The organism is Haloferula luteola, assembly GCF_014201715.1.
Classification (GTDB): Bacteria; Verrucomicrobiota; Verrucomicrobiia; order Verrucomicrobiales; family Akkermansiaceae; genus Haloferula; species Haloferula luteola.
Map to the genome: position 1 here is coordinate 18487 of NZ_JACHFD010000023.1, position 25816 is coordinate 44302.

Consider the following 25816-nt stretch of genomic DNA (forward strand, 5'->3'; position numbering starts at 1 on the left):
CCATGTTTCAAACAAGCAAGACTGCTCACCCTTTCCCTGGCACCGCACAACCCGGCCAGTCCCACTGGGCTGGCCCCTACGGAAGGCCCCGATCGTTTTTCCCCCAAGAAAAAAGCGATTCGGGGTCCTTCCATGAAGGGCTGATGGTGAGAGAGTCCCGTTGTGAAAAAGGGGAATTTCTGTGGAAAGAAAGATGAGAACGGCTGAATTCGCCTCGTAGAGGGAGGGGTGATCACAATGCCACGAGTTTGGGGAAGGGCCCTGCTAGGGAGTGTGCTGACGATTTCGGCATGGGCTCGGGATTTCATTCATCCGGGCGGGCTGCATACGGAAGTCGACTTTGAGCGGATGCGGGAAAAGGTGGCGGCCGGGGCTCATCCCTGGATCGATGGGTGGAATGCCCTGCTGCAGGATCCGAAGTCGGCGGTTGATTACCGTTCTTCTCCCCATCCTCATATGGCAAGTCGGCAACGGGCGCAGGATGATGCGACGGCGGCTTATCTGAATGCGCTCAGGTGGCGGATCTCTGGTGATGGGGAGCATGCGGCCTGTGCCAGGAGGATTCTCAATGGTTGGGCGGATACGGTGAAGGAGGTTCCGCATGGTCGGGATCAACCAGGTCTGAGCGGGATTCCGATCGGCAGTTTTGCCCTTGCGGCAGAAGTTTTAAGGGATGACCCGGAATGGTCCGCTGCCGAGCAGGAGAAGTTCAAAGAGCTGTTGGTGAAATACTTTTATCCGGTGTGTCATGACTTTCTCGTGAACCATCGAGGGGCGGAAGATGACAAGTGGTGGGCCAATTGGGATATCTGCAACATGTTGGCGTTGGTCGCAATCGGGGTCTATGCTGATGCCCCGGCGATTTTTGACGAGGGCATCGAGTATTTCCATCACGGCAAGGGTCAGGGGAGGCTTTTGCACGCCGTGCCGTATGTGCACGCGGGAGGGTTGGGACAGTGGCAAGAAAGTGGCCGGGACCAAGCGCATGTGATGGGGGGAATGGGATTGATGGCGGAGATGTGCCAAGTGGCTTGGAACCAAGGTGTCGATCTTTTTGGTGCCGAGGGGAATCGCCTCTTGGCAGCAGCGGAATCGACCGCGCAGTTCACCCTATGGAAAGGGGTGCCGTATCAATTCTACACCAATAGCGATCAGGCCAATCAGTACTGCATTTCTGAGAATTATCACGGCAGATTGGATGCTTCCCACTTCGAACTCCTCTACAATCACTATGGGGTGCGGAAGGGTTTGGAGGCACCTCATGTGCAGCGATTTGCCGAGTTGAGACGGCCTGAGCCTGGGGAGATCGATGTCTTTGGATATGGAACCCTGGTCTTCACTTTGGACGCGGAGAGATCGCCGTTCCCCGCGGTGTCGCCCCCCCCGACGCCTTTGGATGTGAGGGCAACCGCGGGATTGGAGCGGGTGGTCTTGGAGTGGTCGCCATCGGGTGCGATGACGACTCATGGTCATGAGGTTTTTCGTCGTCGTGTAGGCGAAGATCGTTGGGAGAGCATCCATGCCGATAGGAATTGGACGACGCCCCACTATCTTGATCGGGACGTGATCCCTGGGAGGGTGTATCAGTATCGGGTGGCGGCTCGGAACGGGTCGGGTCAAAGCGAGCCTTCCGCAGTGGTGGAGGCCAAGCCACAAGGGAAGGAAGCGTTGCCGCCGGGATGGGTGTCAGAGGGGACGGTTGCTGGCTATTCGCCAGGGGAAGGAGGCTCGTTCCGGGTGCCAGCAGCTCCGGGAATGGAGGGAGGAGTGTTGACCTCATGGCAGGGAGACTTTTGCTTTTCGGCGCGTCTCGTGAGTTGGGAAAAGGGTGTCGACCGGGCGGGACTGTGGGTTCGTCTTCCGGGAGAAAAAGATGGTAAGTTCGCGGCGGTAACGACGGGGGAGGCGGGCGGTCGACAGGCGCGGTTTTGGAGTCGCTCCGAAAGGGGAGGGAGGCAGGAGCAACAACGCGGATGCGACTATACCTGGTTGCCGGTTTGGTTTCGATTACAGCGGCAAGGGGCGAAGTTGACCGCCTCACAATCGTCGAATGGCGTGGAATGGTATGAGATGGGGAATGCGACCCTGGCCTTTCCGGAGCGGGTTGAGGTGGGCTTTTGGGTGTCGGGGCAGCCGGAAGGGAGTGCTTTGTTCTGTCAATCGACCTTGGAGGCGAAAACTCCGCAACCTCCACCTTCCCCAGAAGATCTGGAGGTGTCAGTCGAAGGAAAAAACGTCCAGTTGAGATGGCGCTATGAGGAGGAGGGGACGGAGCTGGCAGGCTTCAAGATTGAGAGTTCGGAGCGAGGTCGAGAGTTCGGAGAGGTGGCGGATCTTCCTGCCACGGCTCGGGAGTTTCGATCGACAGGTGTCCAGAAGCCTGGCGATTTTCGCTATCGCGTTCGAGCCTACCATCGGGGCGGCTTTTCGGATGCGGCGGAGGACTCCCGCTGAGCGGCGAGGAGGGCTTGGCGCGATTTCCGCTCGTCGACAAGAGGGATGGTCGGCTAAAAAGGGGGGCTGGGTTGAAGGCCCCATCTACCGATGAACGAACCGATCCCCCCTGATCAGCCGCCCGAAATTCCACGGGGCAAACTTTGGGTGAGCCTAGGGCTTCCGCCGCTGCTTGCGTTTGTGTTGCCGTGGACACTGGCATTTTCTCGCGGCGATTCCGATGCGATTCTGATGATTCCGGTCTTGGTGTTGGGGTCGATCCTGGTGCTATCGCCGTTGTTCGGGAGAGCGGTTAGAGTTCGCTATCGAGGGGGTTCCCTGGCGTGGCTGATCTTCTGTTATTGGTTGGGGGAGGGGATTCTTTGCCTCTCGTTGATGTTTGGTGCCTGTGTCTTGGCCTTCGCCTAAGTGCCGTATGTTATTTCCGGAACTTCGCACGTCCTTGAAGCGCACTCGCAGTCGGTGTCCGGAGTGCCTGACGGAGGTGCCCGCAGAGGTGTGGAAGACCCATGCGACTCCTTCCAAGGTGTATTTGACCGGACGGTGCTCTGAGCACGGTGAGCATACGAGTTGTCTGGCGAGTGATGCTCGATTTTATTGGCTGGCATCTGGACGGCCAGAAAACGCCTGTGGCCCGGGCTGTGCGTGTTCTGCAGATCCAGCCGGAGTTCGGGGAACTTTGGGGCGCAACGCGGAGGCATGCGTTCCCGAGGTGGAGGTCCTTTCGACCTGTCTGGCATTGATTGAAATTGTGGATTCTTGCAATCTCGCGTGTCCGACCTGTTTTGCGGATACCCCGACGGGAGCGGCGGGATCTCGGCTGAAGGTGCGCCCCTTGGAGGAGTTAAGGCGACGGATTCAGGGCGTGGTTGAGCGGAAAGGCCGAATCGAGATTCTGCAACTCTCGGGTGGAGAGCCGACGCTGCATCCGGAGTTTTTCGAGTTGCTCGACTCCTTGCATGAGAATCCTGGCATTGACTATGTGCTGGTGAATACCAATGGGGTGAAGATCGCGCGGGATGACGCCTTTTTGGCCCGGTTGGGAGAGCGGGCGAGAAGGGGGGCGTTTCAGCTGTATCTTCAGTATGATGGCCCGGGAGAAGCGGGGCACATGGAGTTGCGCGGAACGGATTTGCGAAGTCTCAAGGCGGAGGTGATGGAGCGCTGCGAACGGGAACGAATTCCCTTTACCTTGGCGATGACGGTGATTCCTGAGAATCTTGCATGTGTGGGGGAGAGTGTACGTGAGGGGCTTCGCTACGAATTTTGCCGGGGAATTTCATTCCAGCCGATGTTTCGCTCGGGGCGGGTGCCTGGGAGGGCATCCATTCGCCTCAATGCGGCGGATATTTTGCTCGCTGTTCTGGAGCAGTCGGAAGGGAAACTGAGTGTGGAGGATTTCACGCCGCTGCCATGTGGGGATCCCAATTGCGCGACCATTGGTTATCTTTTGAGAACCCCTCTTGGGGTACGGAGTATCTCGGAGTTCATTGACTTTGCCTCTCTGCAAGGATTTCTGCGCGACAAGGTCCGCTATGAATTGGCGGATTTGATTCGATGTGGATGTGAGAACACGGAGTTGGGGGAGATTTTGCACCGCTTCGAGATGGAGGAGAAAGATGCGTTCCGCTTGTTCATCAAGCCGTTCATGGATGCGGAGAATTGGGATCAGGATCGCATCGATCGCTGTTGCACTCACGTCATTCGTCCGGACGGGTCGCTGGATTCGTTTTGCCGCTATTATTTGAACGGGGGAGCGGTGGATTCACTGGGAGGGAAATGAAGAGCAGCGTGCCTTGGGGAAATCCCGCGTATGGAGCATTGATGCTCACTGGGATGGTGATCGGCGCGGTGTATTGGTTCCGGGCTTCGAGATCGGATGGACGATTGGCTTTGGTGTATGCCGCGTGTTTGGGGGGCGCGTTCCTCGGCGCGAAGTTGGCGTTTTTGTTGGCCGAAGGGTGGCTGGAGTGGGGGAACCCGGAACGTTGGCGAATTTGGCTTTCCGGCAAGTCGATTACCGGAGCCTTGCTTGGGGGTTGGGCGGGAGTCGAGTTGGCGAAGTGGGGAACGGGATATCGGAAGGACACTGGGGACCGATTTGCTCTGTTGTTGCCGATTCCTTTGATGTTGGGCCGACTGGGTTGCCTGCAAGCCGGTTGCTGTGAGGGAGTGAGTTGTCGGTGGGGAAAGTGGCCTGCCGTCGAGGTGGAGATGGGGTTCCAGGGTCTGGCCCTTGCGGTGCTGTTAGGGATGCATTGGCGGGGGATTCAGGTGGGACAGCGATTCCACCTATATCTGATGGCATACGGTGGTTTCCGATTCGGGCACGAATTTCTGCGTGCGACTCCAAAGGAGATCGGGGGTCTATCGGGCTACCAATGGGTGGCCCTCGGAATGGTCGTGGCGGGGAGCATCGGCTATTGGCGCCGGGCAAACCGGCGGTTACCCGCGCGCGCCGGTCTCAACGACGTATTGGACAAGGAGGGCCACGAGCATGGCGGCGACACCGCCGATGATGTAAAGACCGCGAAGGTTGCTGCGGTCGAGGTTCCCGACCCAATGATCGACCACCGTGGTGCAGACGGCTCCGAGAATGTAGAGGACCACGGATAGGATCCAGGCTTGGAAGGCACGTCTGTCGAGTTCGACATCGATCGAAAAGCCCCCCAGCGCGGTGAAGAGGCCAAGGAGCGCCATGGCGGCAAGCGTACGAGTGAGGGTCAGGTGCAGTTCCACGAAGTCTGGAGAGTTGTTAGTGGATACCATCGACCCTGGCGACTTATTCCTTTCCCCATGGATCCTGAATGAGTGGAGATTCGTCGGGTGTGCTTCAAGATTCAGGGAGCTCCTTAGGCGTGGAGCGATTCTGACCTGCCGTGGCGGGGGGATCCTCGGGGAAAACCCACCCCATCCCGAGAGAGGAGGGGAGAAGATCAGTGAGGGTGGGGTTCTTCGGAAAGGGGGGCTTTTCGGGCCTGGTCGAGGATTTCCACGACGGTGTGATTCCAATCGAGTGACGATAGGGGATCGATGGGCGCTTGGTCGCGAGTGACGGCACGCAGGTAAGTCCATTCGTCGCCGTAGGGTTGGAGAGGTGGGGCGTTGATGGATTGAGGGGCCGCCTCACCGCTTTTGCGCAGCGTGAGTTGATCCCATTTGCCGGCGTAGAGGGTTGCGGTGGCCATGTGGACGTCCATTTCCTTGAGGTCATGAGGCCAATTCCATGAAGCCTGGATGACGGCGGTGGCTTTGGGATAGGTGAGGAGGATGGTGGCGTCGTCATCTACCTGGGGGTATTGATCCTTTTTGATTTGGCGGCGGACTGCCTGGACGGAGGTCGGTTTCTGTCCATCCATGATGAAGGTGGCCAGCACGGCGCCATAGCAGCCGAAGTCGACAACGGCGCCGCCGCCGTTTTCCTCGGGGTCGGAAAGCCAACCGACGAACTCTTCGCCGCAGCCAATCTCACGGGGGCCGCGGTGCCCATGGCGGAAGACCATGCGAAATGGGTCGCCGTAAGTTCCTGAGTGGATGATTTCTTTGGCCTCGCGAACGGATGCATACCAACTGGTTTCGTAGTTGGTGAGGATGGGGGTGCCGGTTTGGCGAGAGAGGGTGAGAATTTGATCGGCATCCGAAATCGCAAAGGCGAGGGGTTTCTCGAGGAGAACGGGAAGGTGGCGAGGAGCACAGGCCTGGACGACGGAAAGGTGGGAGCGAATGGTTCCCATGCCACTGACGGCCTCGGGTTGGCAGTGATCGAGCATTTCTCCGAGGTCATCGAAGCGAATCGAGGGATCGAGCCCGTAGTGGCGTGCGTAGCGATTGAAGAGCTCGGTGTCGGGTTCCCAAACGCCGACGATTTCGAGGTCGTCGCGCTCTCGTGCCCGTGAGAGGAGGCCGGCAACATGGCCGTGGGTCATGCCAGCGATGCCGATGCGGAAAGGTTCGTCCGCGAGGCTAGGAGTGCGCAAGACGAGGACCATGAGGCTGAGGAAGAGGGTGCGGAGCATGGCGAGCGGAGTCGGGTCGTGAAAAATGAGGCGGGCTGGAGGTTTGCCATCCGGCCGATGCACCGGAAGAATCCCGGCACGATGAAGAAGACGCGCGTGGATACGAAGCGGCGGCCAGTGATCTACCAAACGATGGTGCGGCTGTTCGGCAACACACGGCCAAACCCGAAGCCGGATGGGACGCTGGAGGAGAATGGGTGCGGGAAGTTTTCAGACTTCCATGAAGGCGCGTTGGAGGAAATCCGGAGTTTGGGGGCGACTCACCTGTGGTTGACTGGTGTGCTGGAGCAAGCGAGTGGGACATCGTATCCAGGACGGCCTGCGGAACCTGCTGATGTGTTGAAGGGGAAGGCGGGGAGCCCGTATGCGATCATTGATTATTTCGACGTGTGCCCGGACTATGCCGACGATCCGGAGCGGCGAGTGGAGGAGTTCCGAGATCTCCTCCAGAGGTGCCGAAAGAAAGGGTTGAGAGTGGTGATGGATTTCGTGCCGAACCATGTGGCACGGGGCTATCGGTCCAGCGTGAGGCCTGAATTGAGCTTCGGGGAGGGCGATGAGCCGCAGTGGTTCTTTCACCCGGACAACAACTTCTACTATGTTCCTCCGGGGACGCAGGGTGGAGGGCCGCCTCTCAAATTACCGACCGAAGGTTTGCCGGGTTGCACGGGGCGGTTCGCTCCCGAAGCGACACAAGTGAAGGTCACTGGAAACAACGCGATCACTTTTTCGCCCTCGGTGTGGGACTGGTATGAAACGGTGAAGCTGAACTACGGCCATGATTTCACGCGGGGGCGGGATACCGGGCATTTGCCGGGGATGGCGGCGGTGCCTTCGGAAGTGCCGGATACGTGGCGAAAGATGGATGAGGTTTTCGCCTATTGGCAGGAGATGGGTGTGGGTGGATTCCGGGTGGACATGGCCCACATGGTGCCGATGGAGTTCTGGGCATGGATGCTGGGGCGAGCCCGCCGTCGTGATCCTGAGCTGTTCGTGTTCGGGGAAGCCTATGACAATGATCCGGCGAAGCTAACCGATGGCAATGTGCTGGATGAATTGATCGCCGCGGGTTTTGACGCGGTGTATGACGATCCGGCTTACGACCTTTGCATGGGCTTGTATGACGATTTTGACGGATACAAATGGGCGAACGATCTCGACTCTTTGATTTTTCCCGGGACGCGGTTTCATCATTCCCTGCGTTATGCGGAGAATCACGACGAGGTGCGTTTGGCGTCTCCGAAGGAATGGGGCGGCTTGGGGATGGAAGTTGGGAGGCCAGTGAGTGCGGCCTTATTGGGGATGGGGCGGGGGCCGGTGATGATCTATTCTGGGCAGGAGGTGGGGGAACCTGCGGTGGGCGTGGCAGGATTTTCAGGAGACGATGGGCGGACTTCGATCTTCGATTACACCGTGATGCCCGAATTCCAAAAGTGGGTGAATGGAGGGAAGTACGATGGAGGTCGTTTGTCGGCGAAGCAGAAGAAGCTGCGAGCTTGGTATGGACGGCTCTTGGGGGTGATCGCGGAGCCGGCTTTTGTGGCAGGTGATTTTTACGGCCTGAACTACGCGAATCGGGAGAACCTCCGGTTCGGCGCGGTGGCGGGAGAGGCCTGTGGGGGGCATTGGATGTATGCTTACCTGCGTCGGGATTGGGAGGGGGGACAGGTGTTTATGGTGGTGGTGAACTTCCACCCCGAGCGAGGCTGGGCTTCGGTGCCAGTGTGGGTGCCGGCCGCCGCGGTGGAGTGGGCGCGAATCGATCCGATCAAGGGGCGTTGGGTGGAGCGGCTGCAGGACGAGAAGGACGCCGCGATGGTCGTCAACGGACAGGGAGAAGCCAAGATGGTCGTCCCTCGGATGCCGGCCTTATCGGCGCGACTGATGGAATGGGTGCCCGAGCCCTGAGTTAGCGAAATTCCACGACGATGGGTCGGTGGTCGCTGGCGTCGGCCACTTCCGGGTCGTCGACGATGTGGCAGTCATCCCACAGCATGCGGTCTTTCAAGGCGCTGTTGAAGAGCACGTAGTCGAAGCGGGAGTAGACGTCCTGATAGGACCAGTGGTGAGTCCACGAAGTACCGACCGAGTCACGGAGATGAACCATCTGGATGGAAAGGGGGCCGTTGCGTGGGCCCTGAAGGATGCGTAGGGCTGGGGCCTGGCGGGTATCGTTCATGTCCCCGTAAATGATGAGGGGCATGGCCGAGTCTTCGCGAAGGGCGGATTCGATTTCCCGGCGCATGATGTGGGCTTCCGATCGGCGCATCTGTTCCTGATCGCCTTCGGGGACCTCGCGCTTGGATTTCAAGTGAGTTCCAAGGAATCGGACTGTTCCTACGGGAGTTTCAAGTGTGGCATCGAGGATCCCGCGACCCATGGTGAATTCCCGGCCGTTGAGACGGTATTCGAGATCTTTGTGGGGAACGGTGCGGGTGATCGGGAAGCGAGAAAGCAGGGCGAGGTGCCGCGTATCATCGCCGCCCCCGGTGTAGTAGGAATGGGTCAATTCGAGCCCTGCCTTGGTCAGCCGACTTTGAAGGTCGGCGAGATCGGCTTCGGAACCGATTTCACAGAGCCCGAAAACGTCGGGGCGTTGGCGGGCGACGATGGTGACGAGGGCTTCCTTTTCCTTCTCCGGCTTGCCGGCGCTGGTGACTTGTTTGCCATCCACGTAGCGGTCCATGGAAAGCCAGTTCTCGACGTTGTAGGCGAGGAAGCGGACTCGATCCGCCGAGTCGGTGTTCGGAGCGGCAGGGTCGGTCTGCGTGCCCTGCTGGGCGGATGCCGGTGGAGTCGTTGCTGCCGCTGGGGCAGCGGAGTTCGATTCCTCCAAAGTCGGCTCTGGCCAGTCCGCAGACTTTTCCTCCCGGCATGAGCCGAGGATGCAGGCCAAGAAAAACGCCCCGAGGATTTTCGGGGCGTGGAGGAATCGGGCTTTCATGTTCAGGCGTCGCGTGGCTCGGTGCCGGATGCGCTTTTCACCTTGGTTTCTTCCTTTTCGGAAGATTCAGAGGCGGCGTGAATTTCACGTTCGAATTCGTCTCGAGCGCGTTTGAATTCGCCCATGCTCTTGCCGAGGCCGCGGGCGAGTTCGGGGATCTTTTTGGCTCCGAAGAGAAGCAGGACAACGACGAAAATGATGACCCATTCAGGGCCCTGGGGAAGGCCGATGGCGAGCGGTGCGTGCATGGCGTGAAGCTAGGGTTGGTTGTGGCCGATAGCAACGGGAATCACGCCGCTGAACTTACAACAATTCCTTAGCGGCGCTGCTGAAGATCGCGAAGAAGTTGCGCTGATGGGGCGTGATCGGGGGCGCGCCGCAGGGCTTCCGCAGCCGCATCCTGAGCTTGTGGCCATTGCTGGAGCCGGAGATGGAGGGTGGCCCGTGCATAGGGTGCATCAGGACTGGAGGGGTCGGTTTGCTCGGCGTGGCGAAGGGATTGGAGCGCTTCGTCGACGCGGTTTTGGCCGGCTTGAAGGAGTCCAAGGTTGTACCAGGCACGAGAGTAGCGGGGAGCCAATCGGACGGCTTCCTGAAAGTGTTTTTCGGCGTCGGCAGGACGTTGGTTCTCGGCGAGGGAAAGCGCGTAAAGGTAGTGGAATTCGGGATTTTCTGGGGCGGCGTCGACCGCTTTTTGCATCCACTCGAGGGCTTCGGGGGAGCGTCCTTGGCTATTGAGGAAGATGGCGAGGTCGCGCCGGGGGACGGGAGAGGTGCGGTCCCATTCGGCCGCTTTTTTCATCCACTGTTCAGCGACGTCGAGATTTCCGCGGGCGATGGCGATGCGTGCCATGCGCATGGCTCCGGCCGGTTGGTCGGATTGGTGGCGGGCGACGGCTTCCGCCTCTTGAATGGCGGGGTGTTGGGCGGGCAGGTGCTCAAAGGCACCCCAAGCGGCTTCGAGGCGCACGGCTTTGAGGGGATCGGCAAGGGCCGTTTCGAGCAGGGGCCCGGTTTCGCCACGCCGAGCGATGAGAGCGGCAGCGGCGGCGCGAACCAATGGGCCCCCTTCGTGGAGGGAGACATTGGCGGAGCGCACGACGCGACTGTCTTGAGCCCAAGGTTCCATGAGTCGGAGGAGAGTGGCTTGCCAAGCATCCATCTCTTCGGAGGAGAAGGCGTCAAGGAGTTGAGCGAGGGCTCCCGGACGGCCGTTTTGTGCCGCGTCGATGGCACGGGTGCGCTTGCGGCCCACGGCATTCATGGTTTCACCATACCATTCGTGAGTCTTCTCGATCTGCCACTCGAGGGTTTGATCGCTATGGCAGTCGTTGCAGGCATTGGGGACACCGAGTTCTTTGGTGAGCAGGGGATCGGGGCGTGGGAAGCGATGATCGCTGCGGGGATCGCGTCCCATATAGGACCGTTTGGGCATGTGGCAATCGACGCAGCTGGAGCCCCCGACGCCGGGTGGGTGGTGGGTGTGGCTGGTGACGTCGATGATGACAGCGCCGTCTTGTCCGCTCGCGTGGCAGGTCATGCAGAGCGCATTGGCCCGGACGGCGGCATCCCCGAATTTTGGGGTGGCGGCGTGGGGATCGTGGCAATCGGTGCAGCCGATGCCTTTGTGGCCCATGCGGGAAAGCAGGAGGGAGGTGTATTTGTAGATTTCGTCGAGCTGTTGGCCATCGGGAAACCAGAGTCCGGGTTGGTTGGGCAGGGCGAGCCCGTAGTGGTCGTGGAAGGACCGGCCCGTTGTGAAGGTTTCATCGAATTCTTCGCGACGAGCGTGGCAGGTGGCGCAGGACTCGGTCCATTGCGCTTTGGAAAAGGATGAGGAGCGATCGATCAGGCAGCCGTCGGCATTGGGCACCTCGGGTTTGCCGCCGTGGCACTGGGCACAGCCGACGCCTTGCTCGACCCAACGGGTGGCGTAGTGGTCGGTTTCAGGGTCGTAGTCTTTTCGGAGGCCAGTGAAGTGGCAATAGGCGCACTGGGCATTCCAGTTCATGCCCCGTTGGGTCCAGTGGCCCCATTCGTCGGGATGGCGATGTTCTTCGCCATAGATGCTGAACCATTCCTTCTTGGCGGGGTCCCAGGCCATGTCGGGGACTTGGTAGCGCCCATCTCCCGCGGCAAGGAGGTACTGAACGAGCGGCGTGGTGCCGATGGCCATGGGGGGCGAGCCTGATTTCGGGGAGAGATCGCCTGCGCGATCGTCTTCCCAGCGGATCTCGGGTTGGGCGGCGCCACCGGCAAAGGTCCATTGGGCGGGCCCGTCCTGGAGGGTGGTGCCGGCAAAGGCCTCGGCATCGACCGGATTGCCGGTGTTGCGATGAGCCAGGGCGTGGTGGGAGTGCTGCCAGGATTCGTGGGCCTCGCGGTGACATTCCAGGCATTGGCTGGAGGGTGTCAGTTGGGAGGGGTCCTGAGGAGCCGGAGGCGAGGTGGCCGACGATTGGGCTGGGGTGGTGGGAGGGGTTTTTTCACAGCCGCCAAGGAGCAGCAGCAACGCAAGAATTCCGGCCCGATCACGCATCTTCGATCAAGCGTAGCGATGGGGTGGCCGATGGGAACTCTGGAATCCCAGGATTTAGTAGAGAATCTGCACGGGAGTGCCGACTTCGACGGCATTGTAGAGGACCGGCGCGAACGGCTTGGGGAGGCGGATGCAGCCGTGGGATGCAGGCTGGCCCGGTTTGGGGATGATTCCGGCGTGGAGGCCGATGCCATGGTTGGTCAGGCGCATCCAGTAGGGCATGGGCGCGGCGACGTATCGGCACCCGGGTGGGACGGGATCGGAGGGTTTGGCATCATTGTCGACCATGTTGCCGTAGTCATCTTCGATCCAACCGTAGGATCCCGAGTGTTTGTCGATGATCTTTTCGGTGATGCGGAATTGGCCAGCAGGGGTGCCGTGGCCTTCCAAGCCGGTGGCCACGTAGCTCCAACCAATGGGTCTGCCACCACGGGTGAAGTAGGCTTGCTGTTCGGTGAGGTTGATTTTCACCTCGACTTTCCCAGGGCCGCCATCGTCGTGCCACTGATAGAGAACGGGTTCGGCCCGCTCGGCTATCAGGGGAGTCGAAGGGGCGCAGGAAGCGAAACCGAAGAGCGTCGTGGCAAGGGCCAGCAGGCGAAGCGGACGGGGGAAGGTCATGCAGATCACAGAGGAGTTGGCGCGAAGCTTAGTAGGGAAGTTGGACATTTGCCAACAACTCGCTGAGCAGGAAACGAGCCGCTCAATCCGTGAGCGCAGGGTAGTCGGTGTAGCCCGTTCGAGGGTCGCCCTCGCCGGTGAAATAGAAGGTCGCGGGGTTGGGCGGGGTGAGTTCGGCTCCGCGGGCGAATCGCTCGGGAAGGTCGGGATTAGAGATGAAGGCTTTGCCAAAGGCGACGGCGTCGGCGATGCCTGACGCTAAAGCGTTTTCGGCAGATTCCGCGGTGAATTTTTCGTTGGCGACAAAGGGGCCGCCGAAGGTTTGCTTGAGGAAGGGGCCGAGTGCTTCTGCCTCGTGATGTTCGCGAGCGGAAAGGTAGCCCACACGTCCGGAGAGAGCGGAGGCGACAGCACCAAAAAGGGTTTTGGGATCGGAATCCCCCATGTCATGGGTGTCACCACGGGGTGCAAGATGCACGCCAATGCGCCCGGACTCCCACGATTCCGCAACGGCGGCGACGACTTCCAGAAGGAAGCGCAATCGATGATCGAGGGTGCCTCCGTATTCGTCAGTGCGATGATTCGTGGCGTCTTGGAGGAATTGGTCGATGAGATAGCCGTTGGCAGCGTGAATCATGACGCCGTCGAATCCAGCGGCATGGGCATTGGCGGCTGCGGTGCGGTAGTCGTCGAGGGTCGCGGCGATTTCCGAGAGGGTGAGCGCGTGGGGCGTCGGGAAAGGGGTGAGTGGTCGGATCAGCGACACGTGACCGGAGGCGGCGATGGCGCTGGGGGCGACGGGCAGCTGACCACTGAGGTAGCTGGGGTGGGAGATGCGGCCGACGTGCCAGAGTTGGAGGGAGATGCGTCCCCCGGCCTGGTGGACGGCATCGGTGACTTGGCGCCAACCCTCCGTCTGCTCCGCGGACCAGATCCCGGGGGTTCCCGGGTAGCCGACGCCGCGGGGCGAGACGGAGGTCGCTTCCGAAAAGATCAGCCCGGCCGAACTGCGCTGAGCATAATACTCGGCGGTGAGCGCGTTGGGCACCCGCTCGTCGCCGGTGCGGCAACGGGTGAGGGGAGCCATGAGGACGCGGTTCGGGAGATCGAGCGAACCTAATCGGAGCGGGGACTGGAGCATGGGGTGGGTCGGGTGAAGGGCGGATGGGGCCCCGGGGGGGGGAATCAGGCCTCAGGCTGAGCGGTGAGGTCGAAGCGGATGACGACCTCATCGCGGATCAGGTCGTCGGCCTTTCCGGCATAGACGATGCCCCAGTCCTTGCGGTTGATGTCGAACTCTGCGTTCACCTTGACGGTCTCGCCGTCCTTGGAGCCGGTGGCCGGGAAGGTGATGTTCTTTTCGACGCCGCGCATCAGGAGGTTGCCGGAAACGGAGTAGCCGGTATCGGTCTTTTCGATTTGGGTGATCGTGAAACGGGACTCGGGGTGTTCGGTGACCAGGAAGAAGTCTCCGGTTTTGAGGTGATCGGTGAGTTTGTCCGCGTCGGTCCACACGGAGTTCATGTCGATGGTGACGGTGCCACCGGTGACGTCGCCCGCGGCGTCGACGGTGAAATCGCCAGAGATTTCCTTGAAGCCACCTTCGTGGCTGCCGGTGACTTTGGAACCGACAAAGGTGACGGTTGAGGCGTCGGTGAGGACGTAACGGGTGCCGGAGGCTTCAGCGACCGGGGCGGCTTCCTTGACGGAGGCATCTGCGGTCTTGTCGGCAGGATTCTCGCAAGAGACGAGAGTCAGCGCGACAAGGGCGGCAGGAGCGAGGGTAATGGCAACGGATTTCATAGATTTGAGACGGTAGGGATCGTCTGGAAAAAGGACCGATTTCAGCCCAAGTCAAAGAGCAAGGCTTCAACTTTTTCGCCAGTGGCGAAGGTTTCGATGCGACCTGGAACTTCGATGGCGGCAGCATCGCCCGCACCAAGGGTTTCTCCCCGCACTTGGAGAGAGCCGGAGATCACTTGGATCCAAACACCCCGGCCTTGGTGAATTTCGTGGGTTGCGGACTCGCCGGATTTGAGGCGGAGGCGATAGACGTCGGCATTTTGGGAGATGGTGGCAGAGCCATCGCGGCCATCGGGAGAGATGAGGAGGACTTTCCGGGCGGTCGCGTGTTCAGTGGACGGTTTCCACTCGGTGTAGCGCGGTTGAAGAGACCGGGACCGGGGCAGGATCCAGATTTGCAGAAAGTGGGCGGGCTCGGTGGCCGAAGGATTGAATTCGGAGTGGGTGACACCGGTTCCCGCGGACATGAGCTGGACCTCGCCAGGTTTCAGGACCCGTTGATTGCCCATGCTATCGCGGTGGGCGAGTTGGCCGGAGACGACGTAGGAAAAGATTTCCATGTCACGGTGGGGGTGTTCGGGAAACCCGCCGTGGGGTGCGACGCGGTCTTCATTGATCACACGGAGTGACCGGAATCCCATGTGGGCGGGATCGAAGTATTCGGCGAAGGAAAAGCTGTGACGGCTTTCGAGCCAGCCATGGCGGGCATGGCCGCGGTCGCGGGACCGGCGGAGGGTGACGGGGGCGGTGCTCGTGTGCATGGTCGATTTTTAACCCTGTCATCGTCGGGAAGCCAATGCACGCCATGGTGGCTGAGGATGCAAAAAATGCATACGGCCTGCGGCTGGAGGCTTGATGAAGCAGGGATTCCGGCGACTTTGCGGGGTATGGAGTCGAAGCTCGTCCGAGCATTCATCAAAGTTGCGGAAATGGGAACCATCACGGCGGCAGCCAGCAAATTGGGGCTGACGCAGCCGGCATTGAGTCGGCGGATTCGGACCTTGGAGGAGGAGTTGGGGGTGGAGCTCCTGAAGCGGGAAGCGCATTCCGTTTCGCTGACGCCTGCTGGGCAGGTGTTGTTTCGGGATGGCCGCAAGTGGTTGGCGATGGGGGCGCAAGTCCGCCAGCGAGTTTGTGAGGCGGGGCATGGAGCGATTTTACGGGTCGGCTATTCGCCTTCGCTTGCGGGACCGTTCCTGGGATTGGCGCTGGAGCGCTTCAACCAGATTCATCCGAAGGTGCGGGTGCAGCTCTCGGATCTTTCGACCGCGGAAATGAAGGACGGCCTGATCGCAGGGCGACTGGATTTGATTGTGACGGTCTTCGAAGAGAAAGAAGAGGGACTGGAGTGGGAGCTTTTGGAGTGTCGCCCGTGGCGGCTGGCGGTGGCGATGCGTCATCGATTTGCCGAGGCGTCTGCGGTGGATGTGGCGCAGGTGGCGCAGGAGGGCTTGTTGATGTATGCCCGGGAAGGCTACCCGGACTATTGGAAGCGGGTGGGGGAGTACTTTGCCGAGCAAGGCATTTCCCCCCGGGTGGTGGGAGAGTTTGATGGTTTCAGCAGCCTTGCCATGGCGGTGGAGGCGGGCATCGGCGTGGCCATGGTGGCCAATGCAGGGCAGGATGCGAATCGTCCCGGGATTCGCTTTGTGGCACTCGAGCCTTCTCCCTCCGCCATTCGGGTCGGTGTGGGTTGGGGGAAAAGCCCGACCCCTGCCTGCCAGGTGTTGATTCAGGAATTGAAAGCGAGCGCCCGCTCCTCAGGGGGAGAGGCAACCGAAGGGGGCGAGCTGTGATGGCGGGTTCCTCTGGGAAAAAGAAAACCGGCGACCTTTGCAGGCGCCGGTTTCTGAAAAGCAATCCGTGAAGATGAGGCCGAATTAGGCGAGGACGGTTTCTTCGTCCTTGTCGCAATCACCGCCTTCGCACTTACCGGCGAGGAGGGTTTCTTCGTCCTTGTCGCAGTCACCACCGTCGCACTTACCGGCGAGGAGGGTGTCTTCGTCTTCGTCACCGCAGGCGATGGTTTCTTCGTCCTTGTCGCAGTCACCACCTTCGCACTTACCGGCGAGGAGAGTGTCTTCGTCTTCGTCACCGCAGGCGATGGTTTCCTTTTCCTTGTCGCAGTCACCACCTTCGCACTTGCCGGCGAGGAGGGTTTCTTCGTCCTTATCGCCGCCCTTGCACTTGCTGCAATCGGCGAGGGTTTCTTCTTCCTTGTCGCCGCCTTTGCACTTGCTGCAGTCGGCCACGATGGTGGTTTCTTCCTTATCGCCACCTTTGCACTTCTCGCAATCGGAAGCATAGGCCATCGGGAGGCAGAAGGCAGCGGCGATGAGGGAACGGATCGTCAGGGTCATGATCTTATTGGGGTTTGGATGGTAGTTCGGTTCAGGTCGTGGAATCAATCGATTCCGAGGAGTGAGAACACCAAGCGTCGAAATTCTTCCCGGAAAAGTCGAAAAAAATTTCGGGGCCTCCAAATCGGGGAAATTAGCGGACGGAGGCGAGGGTGCCTTCGGTGACTCCGAGCTTTTCGCTGGCGGCGACCCGTAGGGCAATGTCCTCAGGCTGGAGTTGCCCCTGAAGGAGGCCTTGGTAGTTCTGAAGGGTGGTTTCGGCAGCGGCAAAATCTTCGTCGAGAAATTCTAGGCGAAAATGGCGGAGTCCGGCGGCGACGAGGGCAGGGAAAAATCGGGCACCGGTCTGCGCGCGTCCATTGAAGAGGGTATTGCGACAGCCGACATCAGCCTGAAGGCGGTGAAGCTGCCCCACCCGGTCCCTCAGGTGAACAACGTGGCTTTCACAGGGCCGTCCGCAGTCTTTGTAGGAGGTTCCGGAGCTCATGAAGGTGCAGAAGACGCAGTGCTCCATGTGAAAGAGGGGCATGTGCTGGTGCAAGGTCAGTTCGAACCAAGATGGGGGTGCCCCTTGGAGGAGGTCGAGAACCTGCCCGATATTGAGATCGTAGGAAATGGTCAGTCTGGAGAGGCGGGCCTCCTCAAGTAGAAGCTTCGCGGTGATCGGATTGGCCACGTTGAGAGAGAAGTCGCCGGTTTTCTCGAGATCATCGCGATCACGATAGTGTTCCAGCGACGCCAGATTGCGCAGCAGGACGCCATCGGGTGCTGCTCGTTCGATCAATTTGAGGTAGCCGGTTTCGCCGGGTTTGAGGATTCGCGGGGTGGCGAGGTGGATGCGTGAAGCGGGGGCTTCGGCGGCCCGAGCGACGGCTTCTTTGTAGCGTCTTGGGTCCTCGAAATCGCAGTAGATCGTGCCGACTTTTCCGGCGAGAGCGGCGTCGAGTTGGTCGAGGCTGCGGCAAAGTACTGCCAAGTGAGGCGATGCATCCGCAGCTGCGTTTGCGGCCGCAGGTGGCAGCAAATCGTGGACCGTGACCGAGGTGGCCGTAGGGGCTGGCGTGGCGGGTTCGGATTCGAGTCCCGCCACCAGCTCGCGACGGAGACGATTGAGTTCAGAGACAGGGAGGTGGCAATCTCCTTGGAGCTGGAGGTCGAGCGTTTTGAGTTCGAAAGAGGTATCGCCCAGTCGGCCGAGTTGGCGGGTGAGGATTTCGGCAGAGAGGGAGTGTTTTGACGCAGGTTGGAGGGGGACAGAAGAGATGACCTCAAAAGGCCTCGGCGCATGGGCGGTGCGGCCGAGGAGGGTGAGAGGTTGGCCGGGACAGCCGGTCACGGTGAGGTGAATGGCAGTTTTTTGCGGGGTGAGCTTGGCATTTTGCCAGAACCGGCGGATCTCCGATTGCAAAGCGGGATCGGAGGTCTTGTAGAGGGTCACACCGGGCCTGATGCGATCGAAGTTGATGCCGCTGTAGGTGCGGTGGAAAATGATGCGATCATTTTCAATTTTCCAGATGGCGGCGCCTTGCTCGAGATCGCGGTTTTCACCGGCGTCGAAGACGATGCCATCGCCTGCTTTGAGGGGGGGCACTTGCTGGGACGGCGGAGGATCGATTCGAATCCAGCCATTTTGGGCCTCGGTGATGGTTCCGAGGAAGGGGCCGCGCTTTTTGCCGAAGCGACCATGGGTGAGCGCGGGATGGTTGGTGCCCGAAAGCCATCCTGGGGTGAGCCCGCGGGAAAAAGTCATCTCCAGCGCATAGCGGTCGGTGGCGGTGATCGCGGGAGTGGGTTTGCCCAGAGCGGCATCGATGGCCTTCCGGTAAACGCGAGTCACGGCGGCCACGTATTCCGGCGACTTCAGGCGACCTTCGATTTTGAACGAGCGGACACCTGCCTGAATGAGCCCCGGAATCTGATCGACGGCGGCCAAGTCCTGGGGGCTGAGAAGGTAGCGGACTTCGCCAAGGGGTTGGGTTTCGCCATCGACCACCAGTTCGTAGGGCATGCGACAAGCTTGCGCGCACTCGCCGCGGTTGGCGGAGCGTTGGCCCAAGGATTCGCTGGTGAGGCACTGACCGGAGTAGGCGACGCACAGGGCGCCGTGGACAAAGACTTCGAGTGGGGTGGAGGCGGGTTGGCCAAAGCGATCGATCTCCTTCAAGGAGAGTTCGCGGGCCAGCACGGCTCGCTCAAGAGGGAAGAGGCGTTCGACGAAATGGAGGCCCTCGGGACTGGTGAGGGTCATTTGAGTGGAGGCATGAAGTTCGACCTGGGGGGCGATCTCACGAGCCATGCGGGCCAAGCCGAGGTCCTGAATGATGAGGGCGTCGACGCCGGCGGCGGCCACCTTGCGCAATTGTTCTTCGGCCGCGGAAAGTTCCCCGGTGAAGATCAGGGTGTTCATGGTCACGAAACCCTTCACCCCGTGGCGGTGAAGAAACTCCATGAGTTCGGGCAGGTCAGCGTCGGTGAAATTGTCCGCCCGAAGTCGGGCATTGAAGGCCGGGAGACCAAAAAAGATCGCATCGGCTCCCGCGGCGACGGCGGCACGAGCGCAGTCCCAGTTTCCAGCAGGGCTCAGGAGTTCGGGTGAGTAGGCCATCGTGAACGAGTTCGGAGGGGAAGGAGACCCAATTGCGCAGGCATTCAAGCCGAGAATCTCGGTACGGTGATGGAGGGTCGTGCGCGGAGCCCCATTTTGAGGCGGCATCCATCTTGAAAATCACCCGAATGAGGTATCCCCAGGGAAACCTTTCTTAGGTATTTAGCTGAAGTGGGTTTCCGACTGAGGGGGCCTGCATCCAGAAAAACCCATTCCAAACCAAACCCAACTCACTTGCATTTATGAATCCTACCCGATTGACCGGGAAGAAGGCGGCGGCCCTTGCTTGCTTGCTGGCTCCGAGTTTGAGCCACGCGGCACTGGTTCACCGCTACGACTTTGCCACTGACGGTCAAGCTCTTGATACGGTCGGCACCGCTGATGGAACGATCTACGGATCTGCGACCGTTTCCGGTGGCGTTCTCACCACGACCAATGTCTTAGGACAGTTGAGTGGTGGGCTCCCCCAGAATGGGGTTGGCCTCCCGGCGTCCACGGTTTCCGGCATTACCGGAGCGTTCACCATCGAGATGTGGACGAATTACAGCTACGGCGGGAGTTCATACACCACGGCATTTTCTTTCAGTGACGGGACCACGAGCAATTATCTTCTCGGTACTCCGGCTCGGGGAGGTTCTCCGTATCCGTCGTCGATCGCCGTGATCGGCGGGGGTGTCGCTGGAGGTGAGCAACTGGCCTTGGGCCAGTATTTTGACAATGGGCCTCACCATTGGGTGATCACCTACGACGGCACCAACTTGACCTATTACCAGGATACTTCGACGGATCTGGCGGGATACAACACCAGCCATTCCTACTCGGCCACCATTGCGGCCCCTGGGTTGGATCTTTCGACTTTGACCCAAATCGGGATCGCTGGCGGGGCTCCTTATGGTGACAATAGCGCGACGGGCACGACCTTGGACTTTCGTATTTACGACGTCGCGGTGACTCCCAGCCAGGTGGTCGCCTTGAACGCCTTAGGTGCAGATGCCTCGAATGCAGCGATCAATGCCATCGTGGTACCGGAGCCTGCTTCTGCGAGTCTGGCCTTGGTGGCGGCAGGAGGTCTGCTGCTGCGGCGTCGCCGATCCGCGTGAATGCGGTTGCGTGATTTTCCGGGTTGAAGCGTTCCCGGACTTTCCAAGGTCCACTGCCATGAGCGGTGGACCTTTGGTTTTTTCAGGGCGGGGGAGGTCCGAGGGAAAGCGCGGAACGATGCGGATTGGGGGTTCCGCAACTCCGAGGGGGCGGGCGGGGTTCGGGACTCTGCCACCTCCTTTTCCGACCATGTTGCCCCAAGCTCCCAACGATTGGACTCCCGATGAAGCGGCGCACTTGATGCGCCGAGCGGGATTTGGAGGGTCACCGAGGGAGATTTCGCGGTTTCATGCGCTCGGCCGCAAGGCAGCGATCGAGTCTCTCCTAGATCCCCCGGACGAAGAAGCGGCGTTTCCCTTGCCGGATTGGACGGATCCCGATGTCGCTCGAAAGGAAGCTCGCGAGTGGGCAGCTGAGCGGCGGAAAATGCGGGGGGAAGGGGCAGCTCAGGAGGAAGCCCGGCGGAAGTTTCAACGAGAGATTCGTCAGCAGAATCAACGAAGAACTGTGGAAATGGGCGGCTGGTGGATGGATCGCATCCTACGAACTCAGGCACCTTTGCGGGAAAAGATGGTGGTGTTTTGGCACGATCATTTTGCCACTTCGGCGCAGAAGGTTCGTCTTCCGCGGCTGATGATGGAGCAGAATCAGCGATTTCGCCGTCAGGCCTTCGGGAACTTTCGGGCTCTTACCCATGAAATGGTGAAGGACCCGGCGATGATGATCTATTTGGATACGCCTTCATCGCGAAAGGGGATGCCGAATGAGAATTTCGCCCGGGAAGTGATGGAGCTCTTCACTCTGGGAGTGGGTCATTACACCGAGCAAGACATTCGCGAAGCGGCCCGTGCGCTGACGGGGTATCAGTTGGAACGGTTGACCGGGGAAGTGAGGCATGTCCCGAGGCGTTGGGATGAGGGCACGAAGACTGTTTGTGGCGAGACGGGTGCCTTCGATGGCGACCAGTTGGTGGAGGTGCTGTTTCGACAAGAGGCTGCGGCGAGCTATTTGCCGGCGAAGTTGTGGAGCTACTTCGTGGAGGATGAGGCACCGGCATCCCTTGTGAAGGAACTGGCCGAGGGGTTCCGCCGCGAGGACTTCCAGCTGCGGCCGCTTCTGAGGGAAATTTTTGGATCACGTGCCTTTTACGATTCGACCGTGGTGCGCAATCAGATCAAGAGCCCGGTTCAATTCCTTGTCCAAATGGCCCGTGAGTTGGAGTTGGATCAGTGGCCACGGGGATATGCGCTCGATGCGTCGCAACAATTGGGGCAGGTGCTTTTCTTTCCGCCGAACGTGGCGGGGTGGGATTGGGGACGAGCCTGGATCAACACGAACACTCTGCTCAGCCGCTATAACATTGCTGGGACGATCACGAAGGGGGCGATGGATCCGGAGGGAGGATCCGACGACATGCCGATGGCGACGGACGCAGAGCGGCCTCGCTTGGCGATGCTCGTGAAGGCAAGTGTCCGCCGCTGGAAGGGGCCGAATTATGAGGAAATGGCTCCGCGGACGCTGAGAGAGAATCCAGAGGAGCTGGTGGATAGGTTGATCGCTCGATTTTTCCATGGGGATCCCGGAGCCAAGCCACGGGCCGCATTCATTGACTATGCTCAGGCGAAAAAGGGGGTGGTCTTTACGAACCACGAAGTCGCCGAGTTGTGCCATCTGATGATGAGCACGCCCCAATATCAACTTTGCTGAATCCATGAAAACGCGTCGTGATTTTCTTCGTTCGACTCTTCTGGGAGCCTCCGCGAGTTGGACGGTGCCGATGTTTGTCGAGCGCACCTTTGCCGACTTGCATGCCCGCTCCAAGGACCTCGCGATCCAGGGAGTGACCGGGAAGGACGATACCATTCTCGTAGTGCTTCAGCTGGCAGGTGGGAATGATGGGTTGAATACGGTCGTACCCTTTCAGGACGATGCCTATTACCGCGCTCGCCCGAAGATTGCGAAGGCGGAGAAGGAGGTAATCCGCTTGGCAGATGGGATGGGTTTGAATGCCTCCATGCCCTTCCTCGGGAGTTTGTATGATGAGGGTGGCTTGGCGGTGGTGCAGGGGGTCGGCTATCCCAATCCCAATCGATCGCACTTCGTTTCCACCTCCGTTTGGGAAACGGGAGATCCTGCAGTGCGTTCGAATACCGGATGGTTGGGGCGCTATTTTGACAATGCCTGCCAGGGGAGTGATCCAACGGTGGGCATCTCGCTCAACAAGACCCAGCCGGAAGCTTTTGGGGCCCTGCACAATCCCGGGGTGTGTTTGAGTTCGCCTCAACTCTACCGCTGGATTCATGGTGGGGGTGAACAAGCCCAGGCTGAAGCTTTCTTTGACTCGCTCAATTCTCCTGAGGAGTCGGTGGCTGGCGCTTCGATCGCTGAACCTTCGGTGGGCCGTGTCGGGGGAGTGGCTGGCGAGAGCAATCTGGCCTTTTTGGAACGCGTTGCGATGGATGCGCGGGTTTCCTCAGACAAAATTCTTGAGGTCGCGGCGAAACATCGCACCCGGGTGAAATACGAGGGAACTCCGGTGTCGAGGAGCCTCAACATGGTTGCCCGGATGATCGCCGGGCAGATGCCAACACGGGTCTATTACGTCAGTCATGGGGGTTTCGACACTCACAATGGACAGGTCAATTCTCACGATCGGTTGCTTGGCCAGTTGGACCGTGCCTTGAAGGCGTTTTTTGCGGATCTCAAAGAGCAGGGGAATGCGGACCGCGTGACCGTGATGACGTTCTCTGAGTTCGGGCGTCGCGTGGCGGAGAATGCCAGTTCGGGCACCGATCACGGCAAGGCCTCCTGTTTGTTTGTGGCTGGAGGGGGCGTCCAAGGGGGGCTGTTCGGGAAAATGCCCAGCCTCACCGATTTGGATGCGGGGGACCTGAAGCACGCGGTCGATTTCAGGCAGGTCTATGCCACGGTGCTCGAGGATTGGCTGCGGGCCCCATCTGAGCCGGTTTTGAAAGCACACTACGGGAAGCTGGGATTCTTCACTGCCTGAGAGGACGGCCTGATTCAGGGTGAGGGGCTCCAAATTTCGGGGAAATCTCCCATGGTCGTGAGGACGCCGTTGGGGTTGTCTTGGAGCGATGATTGCATGTGAGCCAGAAGGTTTTTTCTCCTGGAACTACCGATTCCGTGGAGAGGGGTTTGAAGGTCAGACGTGGCACCGGGTGTTCGGTGAAAAGGGTGGATTTGAAGTCAATGGAGTGAGCTATGAGGTCGCCAAGGATGGAATATGGTCCGGAAGTTGGACGGTCAGGCATCAGGGCCAAGTGGTGGGGCGCGGGTCCAAAAGGAATCCCTTTACTCGAACCTTTGATCTCGAGTGGGAAGGCGATGCCTGGGTGCTCAGCGCAAGGGGCTTGGGCCGGGCCATGATGTTACAGGGGCCGGGTGGAAGCCTGAGCTTTCGGCCTGTCCATGTCTTCAGCCGCAGGGTTGAGGTGGAAGGGAGGATCGACAGCCCGGCCATGATTGGTTGGGCGCTGTGGTGTGCCGTGACGATCTGGCGTCGCCAGGCTCAATCATCCTCATGAGCCCATCTGAGAAGGGAAACCCTGAGGAGGCCACGAACTGAGCTAGAAGAGACAGGCCTGCGGGTAGGACGGCGAAGTGGGAATGGCGACATGCTTCGGCCGGGCGAGGAGCAGGTCGAGGGTGGTCAATTCGTCCAGAGAGGGAGTGATTTCTTCATCAAGGACCTGCCGCAGCCACTGTGACCAGTGGGTGGGGGTATCGCCTTCTCTTTGCGAAAGGATCAGGGCCAATTCACTGAGTCGCCCACTGGGTGCCAGCTGCTTGCGCGTTCGGCGCAGCCATGTGGCAAAAAAAGGACGGGGAGGACGGCTCGCGGGCACGAGCCGGAGGATAATCCGACACCCGCAAAATGCAAGATATGGGTGCGTTTCTCGCGAAACGCACCCATGGGTAGGACTACCGGATCTGTGCGACGGCCATCGCAGCCATGCCTTCACGGCGACCGATGGCTCCGAGCATTTCGTTCGTGGTGGCCTTGATGCCGACACGTTCCGGCGCGAGGCCGAGAGCTTGGCCGATTTTTTCCTGCATGGCAGGGCGGTGCGGCAATACTTTGGGAGCCTCTGCAATCAAGGTCGCATCGACATTCACCAATTCGAAGCCCTGCTCCCGGATGAGGGCGGCGGCCTTTTCCAGAATCTTCAGGGAGCAGATGTCTTTGCAGGCGGGATCGCCCGGTGGAAACCAATGCCCGATGTCCGGAAGGCCAAGGGTGCCAAGGACCGCGTCAGCAATCGCGTGGCAGAGGACGTCGGCATCGGAATGTCCGTCCAGTCCGTGGGTGTGAGGGATTTCCACTCCACCGAGTACCAGCGGGCGTCCCTCCGTGAAGCGATGGATGTCGTAACCAAGACCGATCATGGGAATCGAAAAGGGGTGAAAGGGTGGCGGAACCCGTAGGGGGGCTTCTTCCAGAGGTGTTTAAAGGATTTCTTCGATGGGAATCCGGCCATTGGTGGCGACGATGGCCCAGGAATCAGAGCTGCCAGGATTCTCAGCGAGGGTGACTTTGCCTCCACCGGCCTCGACGAGGAGCTTGCCAGCCGCGATGTCCCAAAGGGAGATGCGGGATTCGACATAAGCATCGAGGCGTCCGCTGGCGATGTAGGCGAGACCCAGGGCCGCGCTGCCCATCATGCGCATTTTGCGGGCACGAATCGAGGCTTTGCGGAAGCGCTCCAGACCGATGCGAAGGGCTTCCTCATCCTTGCCGCAGCCCACGAAAAGAGCGCATTCTTCGAGCTTTTCGCGTTTGGAGCAGGAGATGGGCTTCCCATTGAGGTGAGGTTGGCCGCCTTTTTCCACGGTCCAGGTTTCTCCGACGATCGGATCGTGAATGACACCGAGAACCACCTCACCGTCGACCCGTAGAGCGATCGACACGCAAAAATGAGGAATGCCGTAGTAAAAGTTCACGGTACCGTCGATGGGGTCGACGATCCATTGGCGATGGGAGTCCTGGCAGCCGCCGATACCTTCCTCACCATACAGAGCGTCGTCGGGACGGGCTCCGAGGAGGATCCCTTCGATGAGAGCCTGAGATTCTTTGTCGAGGGCGAGCTTGATATCGTGGTGAGTGGCTTCGTCCACAGTGGCGTCGGTGCCGAAGTGGGCCTTGAGCAGCTTGCCCGCCTCGGTGGCGGCTTGGACGGTGAGTTCGAGATCGGTCACGGGCGGAGAATGAACGCCGAGGCTCGATCGTCCAATCCCGAACATGGAATTCGCGGAGCGGGGAAGGAAGCCGTGTCATCGTGATTTCCGACGTGACAAATCGGAGGTCAGTCCGCGTATTTTGATCGGTTTGTGAAGGGCCTTTGCCCGGAA

23 protein-coding genes are annotated in these 25816 nt (G+C 60.0%); 10 read left to right on the plus strand and 13 right to left on the minus strand.

All coding sequences use genetic code 11. The features are described from left to right. The first annotated feature begins 237 nt into the window (after nt 1-237). The 4 genes from HNR46_RS17045 to HNR46_RS17060 all read left to right on the plus strand — a co-directional run bounded on the left by HNR46_RS17045 (nt 238) and on the right by HNR46_RS17060 (nt 5070). Nucleotides 238-2454 carry an alginate lyase family protein gene (locus HNR46_RS17045; protein ID WP_184020984.1) on the plus strand — a complete coding sequence of 739 codons (2217 nt, stop codon included), beginning with the start codon at nt 238-240 and terminating at the stop codon, nt 2452-2454. A gap of 90 nt (nt 2455-2544) precedes the next feature. Continuing rightward, on the plus strand, nt 2545-2862 hold the full coding sequence (locus tag HNR46_RS17050; protein ID WP_184020987.1) for a hypothetical protein: 318 nt from the start codon (nt 2545-2547) through the stop codon (nt 2860-2862). Nucleotides 2863-2869: 7 nt separating this feature from the next. After that, on the plus strand, nt 2870-4237 hold the full coding sequence (locus HNR46_RS17055; RefSeq protein ID WP_184020989.1) for a radical SAM protein: 1368 nt from the start codon (nt 2870-2872) through the stop codon (nt 4235-4237). Next, nucleotides 4234-5070 (plus strand): prolipoprotein diacylglyceryl transferase, encoded by an 837-nt coding sequence (locus HNR46_RS17060; RefSeq protein ID WP_184020992.1) that lies wholly within the window; start codon nt 4234-4236, stop codon nt 5068-5070. Before HNR46_RS17055 ends, HNR46_RS17060 begins: the two co-directional genes overlap by 4 nt. A gap of 320 nt (nt 5071-5390) precedes the next feature. Here the strand turns inward: HNR46_RS17060 and HNR46_RS17065 are convergent, their stop codons facing one another. After that, nucleotides 5391-6470 carry a Gfo/Idh/MocA family protein gene (locus HNR46_RS17065; protein ID WP_184020995.1) on the minus strand — a complete coding sequence of 360 codons (1080 nt, stop codon included), beginning with the start codon at nt 6468-6470 and terminating at the stop codon, nt 5391-5393. Between the two features lie 81 nt (nt 6471-6551). Between HNR46_RS17065 and HNR46_RS17070 the strand changes: the two genes are divergently transcribed. After that, entirely contained in the window at nt 6552-8378 is a 1827-nt protein-coding gene (locus tag HNR46_RS17070) for an alpha-amylase family glycosyl hydrolase (protein ID WP_184020998.1), read from the plus strand. 1 nt (nt 8379) lies between these two features. Here HNR46_RS17070 and HNR46_RS17075 read toward each other — a convergent pair whose 3' ends face one another. From HNR46_RS17075 to HNR46_RS17105, 7 genes are all read right to left on the minus strand, one after another. After that, a complete protein-coding gene (locus HNR46_RS17075) occupies nt 8380-9414 on the minus strand; it encodes an endonuclease/exonuclease/phosphatase family protein (RefSeq protein WP_184021001.1) in 1035 nt (344 codons plus the stop codon). Nucleotides 9415-9416: 2 nt separating this feature from the next. Next, complete coding sequence (locus HNR46_RS17080) at nt 9417-9662, minus strand: Sec-independent protein translocase subunit TatA/TatB (RefSeq protein WP_184021003.1); 246 nt, start codon at nt 9660-9662, stop codon at nt 9417-9419. Between the two features lie 68 nt (nt 9663-9730). Then, nucleotides 9731-11953 (minus strand): ammonia-forming cytochrome c nitrite reductase subunit c552, encoded by a 2223-nt coding sequence (locus HNR46_RS17085; protein WP_184021005.1) that lies wholly within the window; start codon nt 11951-11953, stop codon nt 9731-9733. Nucleotides 11954-12007: 54 nt separating this feature from the next. Then, nucleotides 12008-12574: a L,D-transpeptidase gene (locus HNR46_RS17090; protein WP_184021007.1), complete on the minus strand. Its 567-nt coding sequence runs from the start codon at nt 12572-12574 to the stop codon at nt 12008-12010. 82 nt (nt 12575-12656) lie between these two features. After that, nucleotides 12657-13715, minus strand: a complete 1059-nt coding sequence (locus tag HNR46_RS17095; protein WP_184021009.1) for an oxidoreductase — start codon at nt 13713-13715, stop codon at nt 12657-12659. A gap of 44 nt (nt 13716-13759) precedes the next feature. Then, nucleotides 13760-14377, minus strand: a complete 618-nt coding sequence (locus HNR46_RS17100; protein ID WP_184021010.1) for a YceI family protein — start codon at nt 14375-14377, stop codon at nt 13760-13762. 41 nt (nt 14378-14418) lie between these two features. Continuing rightward, nucleotides 14419-15138: a pirin family protein gene (locus HNR46_RS17105; RefSeq protein WP_184021011.1), complete on the minus strand. Its 720-nt coding sequence runs from the start codon at nt 15136-15138 to the stop codon at nt 14419-14421. A gap of 66 nt (nt 15139-15204) precedes the next feature. Here HNR46_RS17105 and HNR46_RS17110 point away from each other — a divergent pair, with 66 nt between their 5' ends. Further along, nucleotides 15205-16173 carry a LysR family transcriptional regulator gene (locus HNR46_RS17110; RefSeq protein WP_184021013.1) on the plus strand — a complete coding sequence of 323 codons (969 nt, stop codon included), beginning with the start codon at nt 15205-15207 and terminating at the stop codon, nt 16171-16173. 84 nt (nt 16174-16257) lie between these two features. Here HNR46_RS17110 and HNR46_RS17115 read toward each other — a convergent pair whose 3' ends face one another. Continuing rightward, on the minus strand, nt 16258-16737 hold the full coding sequence (locus HNR46_RS17115; RefSeq protein ID WP_184021015.1) for a hypothetical protein: 480 nt from the start codon (nt 16735-16737) through the stop codon (nt 16258-16260). Between the two features lie 133 nt (nt 16738-16870). After that, complete coding sequence (locus HNR46_RS17120) at nt 16871-19450, minus strand: U32 family peptidase (protein ID WP_246418172.1); 2580 nt, start codon at nt 19448-19450, stop codon at nt 16871-16873. 134 nt (nt 19451-19584) lie between these two features. Between HNR46_RS17120 and HNR46_RS17125 the strand changes: the two genes are divergently transcribed. From HNR46_RS17125 to HNR46_RS17140, 4 genes are all read left to right on the plus strand, one after another. Continuing rightward, complete coding sequence (locus HNR46_RS17125; protein WP_184021017.1) at nt 19585-20442, plus strand: LamG-like jellyroll fold domain-containing protein; 858 nt, start codon at nt 19585-19587, stop codon at nt 20440-20442. Between the two features lie 190 nt (nt 20443-20632). Further along, on the plus strand, nt 20633-22150 hold the full coding sequence (locus HNR46_RS17130) for a DUF1800 domain-containing protein (RefSeq protein WP_184021019.1): 1518 nt from the start codon (nt 20633-20635) through the stop codon (nt 22148-22150). 4 nt (nt 22151-22154) lie between these two features. Beyond that, nucleotides 22155-23453 (plus strand): DUF1501 domain-containing protein, encoded by a 1299-nt coding sequence (locus tag HNR46_RS17135; protein ID WP_184021022.1) that lies wholly within the window; start codon nt 22155-22157, stop codon nt 23451-23453. Between the two features lie 88 nt (nt 23454-23541). Further along, nucleotides 23542-23991 (plus strand): hypothetical protein, encoded by a 450-nt coding sequence (locus HNR46_RS17140; protein WP_184021025.1) that lies wholly within the window; start codon nt 23542-23544, stop codon nt 23989-23991. A 42-nt stretch (nt 23992-24033) separates the two neighbouring features. Here the strand turns inward: HNR46_RS17140 and HNR46_RS17145 are convergent, their stop codons facing one another. The 3 genes from HNR46_RS17145 to HNR46_RS17155 all read right to left on the minus strand — a co-directional run bounded on the left by HNR46_RS17145 (nt 24034) and on the right by HNR46_RS17155 (nt 25663). Then, complete coding sequence (locus tag HNR46_RS17145) at nt 24034-24312, minus strand: hypothetical protein (protein ID WP_184021028.1); 279 nt, start codon at nt 24310-24312, stop codon at nt 24034-24036. A gap of 76 nt (nt 24313-24388) precedes the next feature. Continuing rightward, complete coding sequence (gene ispF, locus HNR46_RS17150) at nt 24389-24853, minus strand: 2-C-methyl-D-erythritol 2,4-cyclodiphosphate synthase (protein WP_221285242.1); 465 nt, start codon at nt 24851-24853, stop codon at nt 24389-24391. Between the two features lie 60 nt (nt 24854-24913). Beyond that, entirely contained in the window at nt 24914-25663 is a 750-nt protein-coding gene (locus tag HNR46_RS17155) for an inositol monophosphatase family protein (RefSeq protein WP_343076059.1), read from the minus strand. Nucleotides 25664-25816 lie beyond the last annotated feature (153 nt).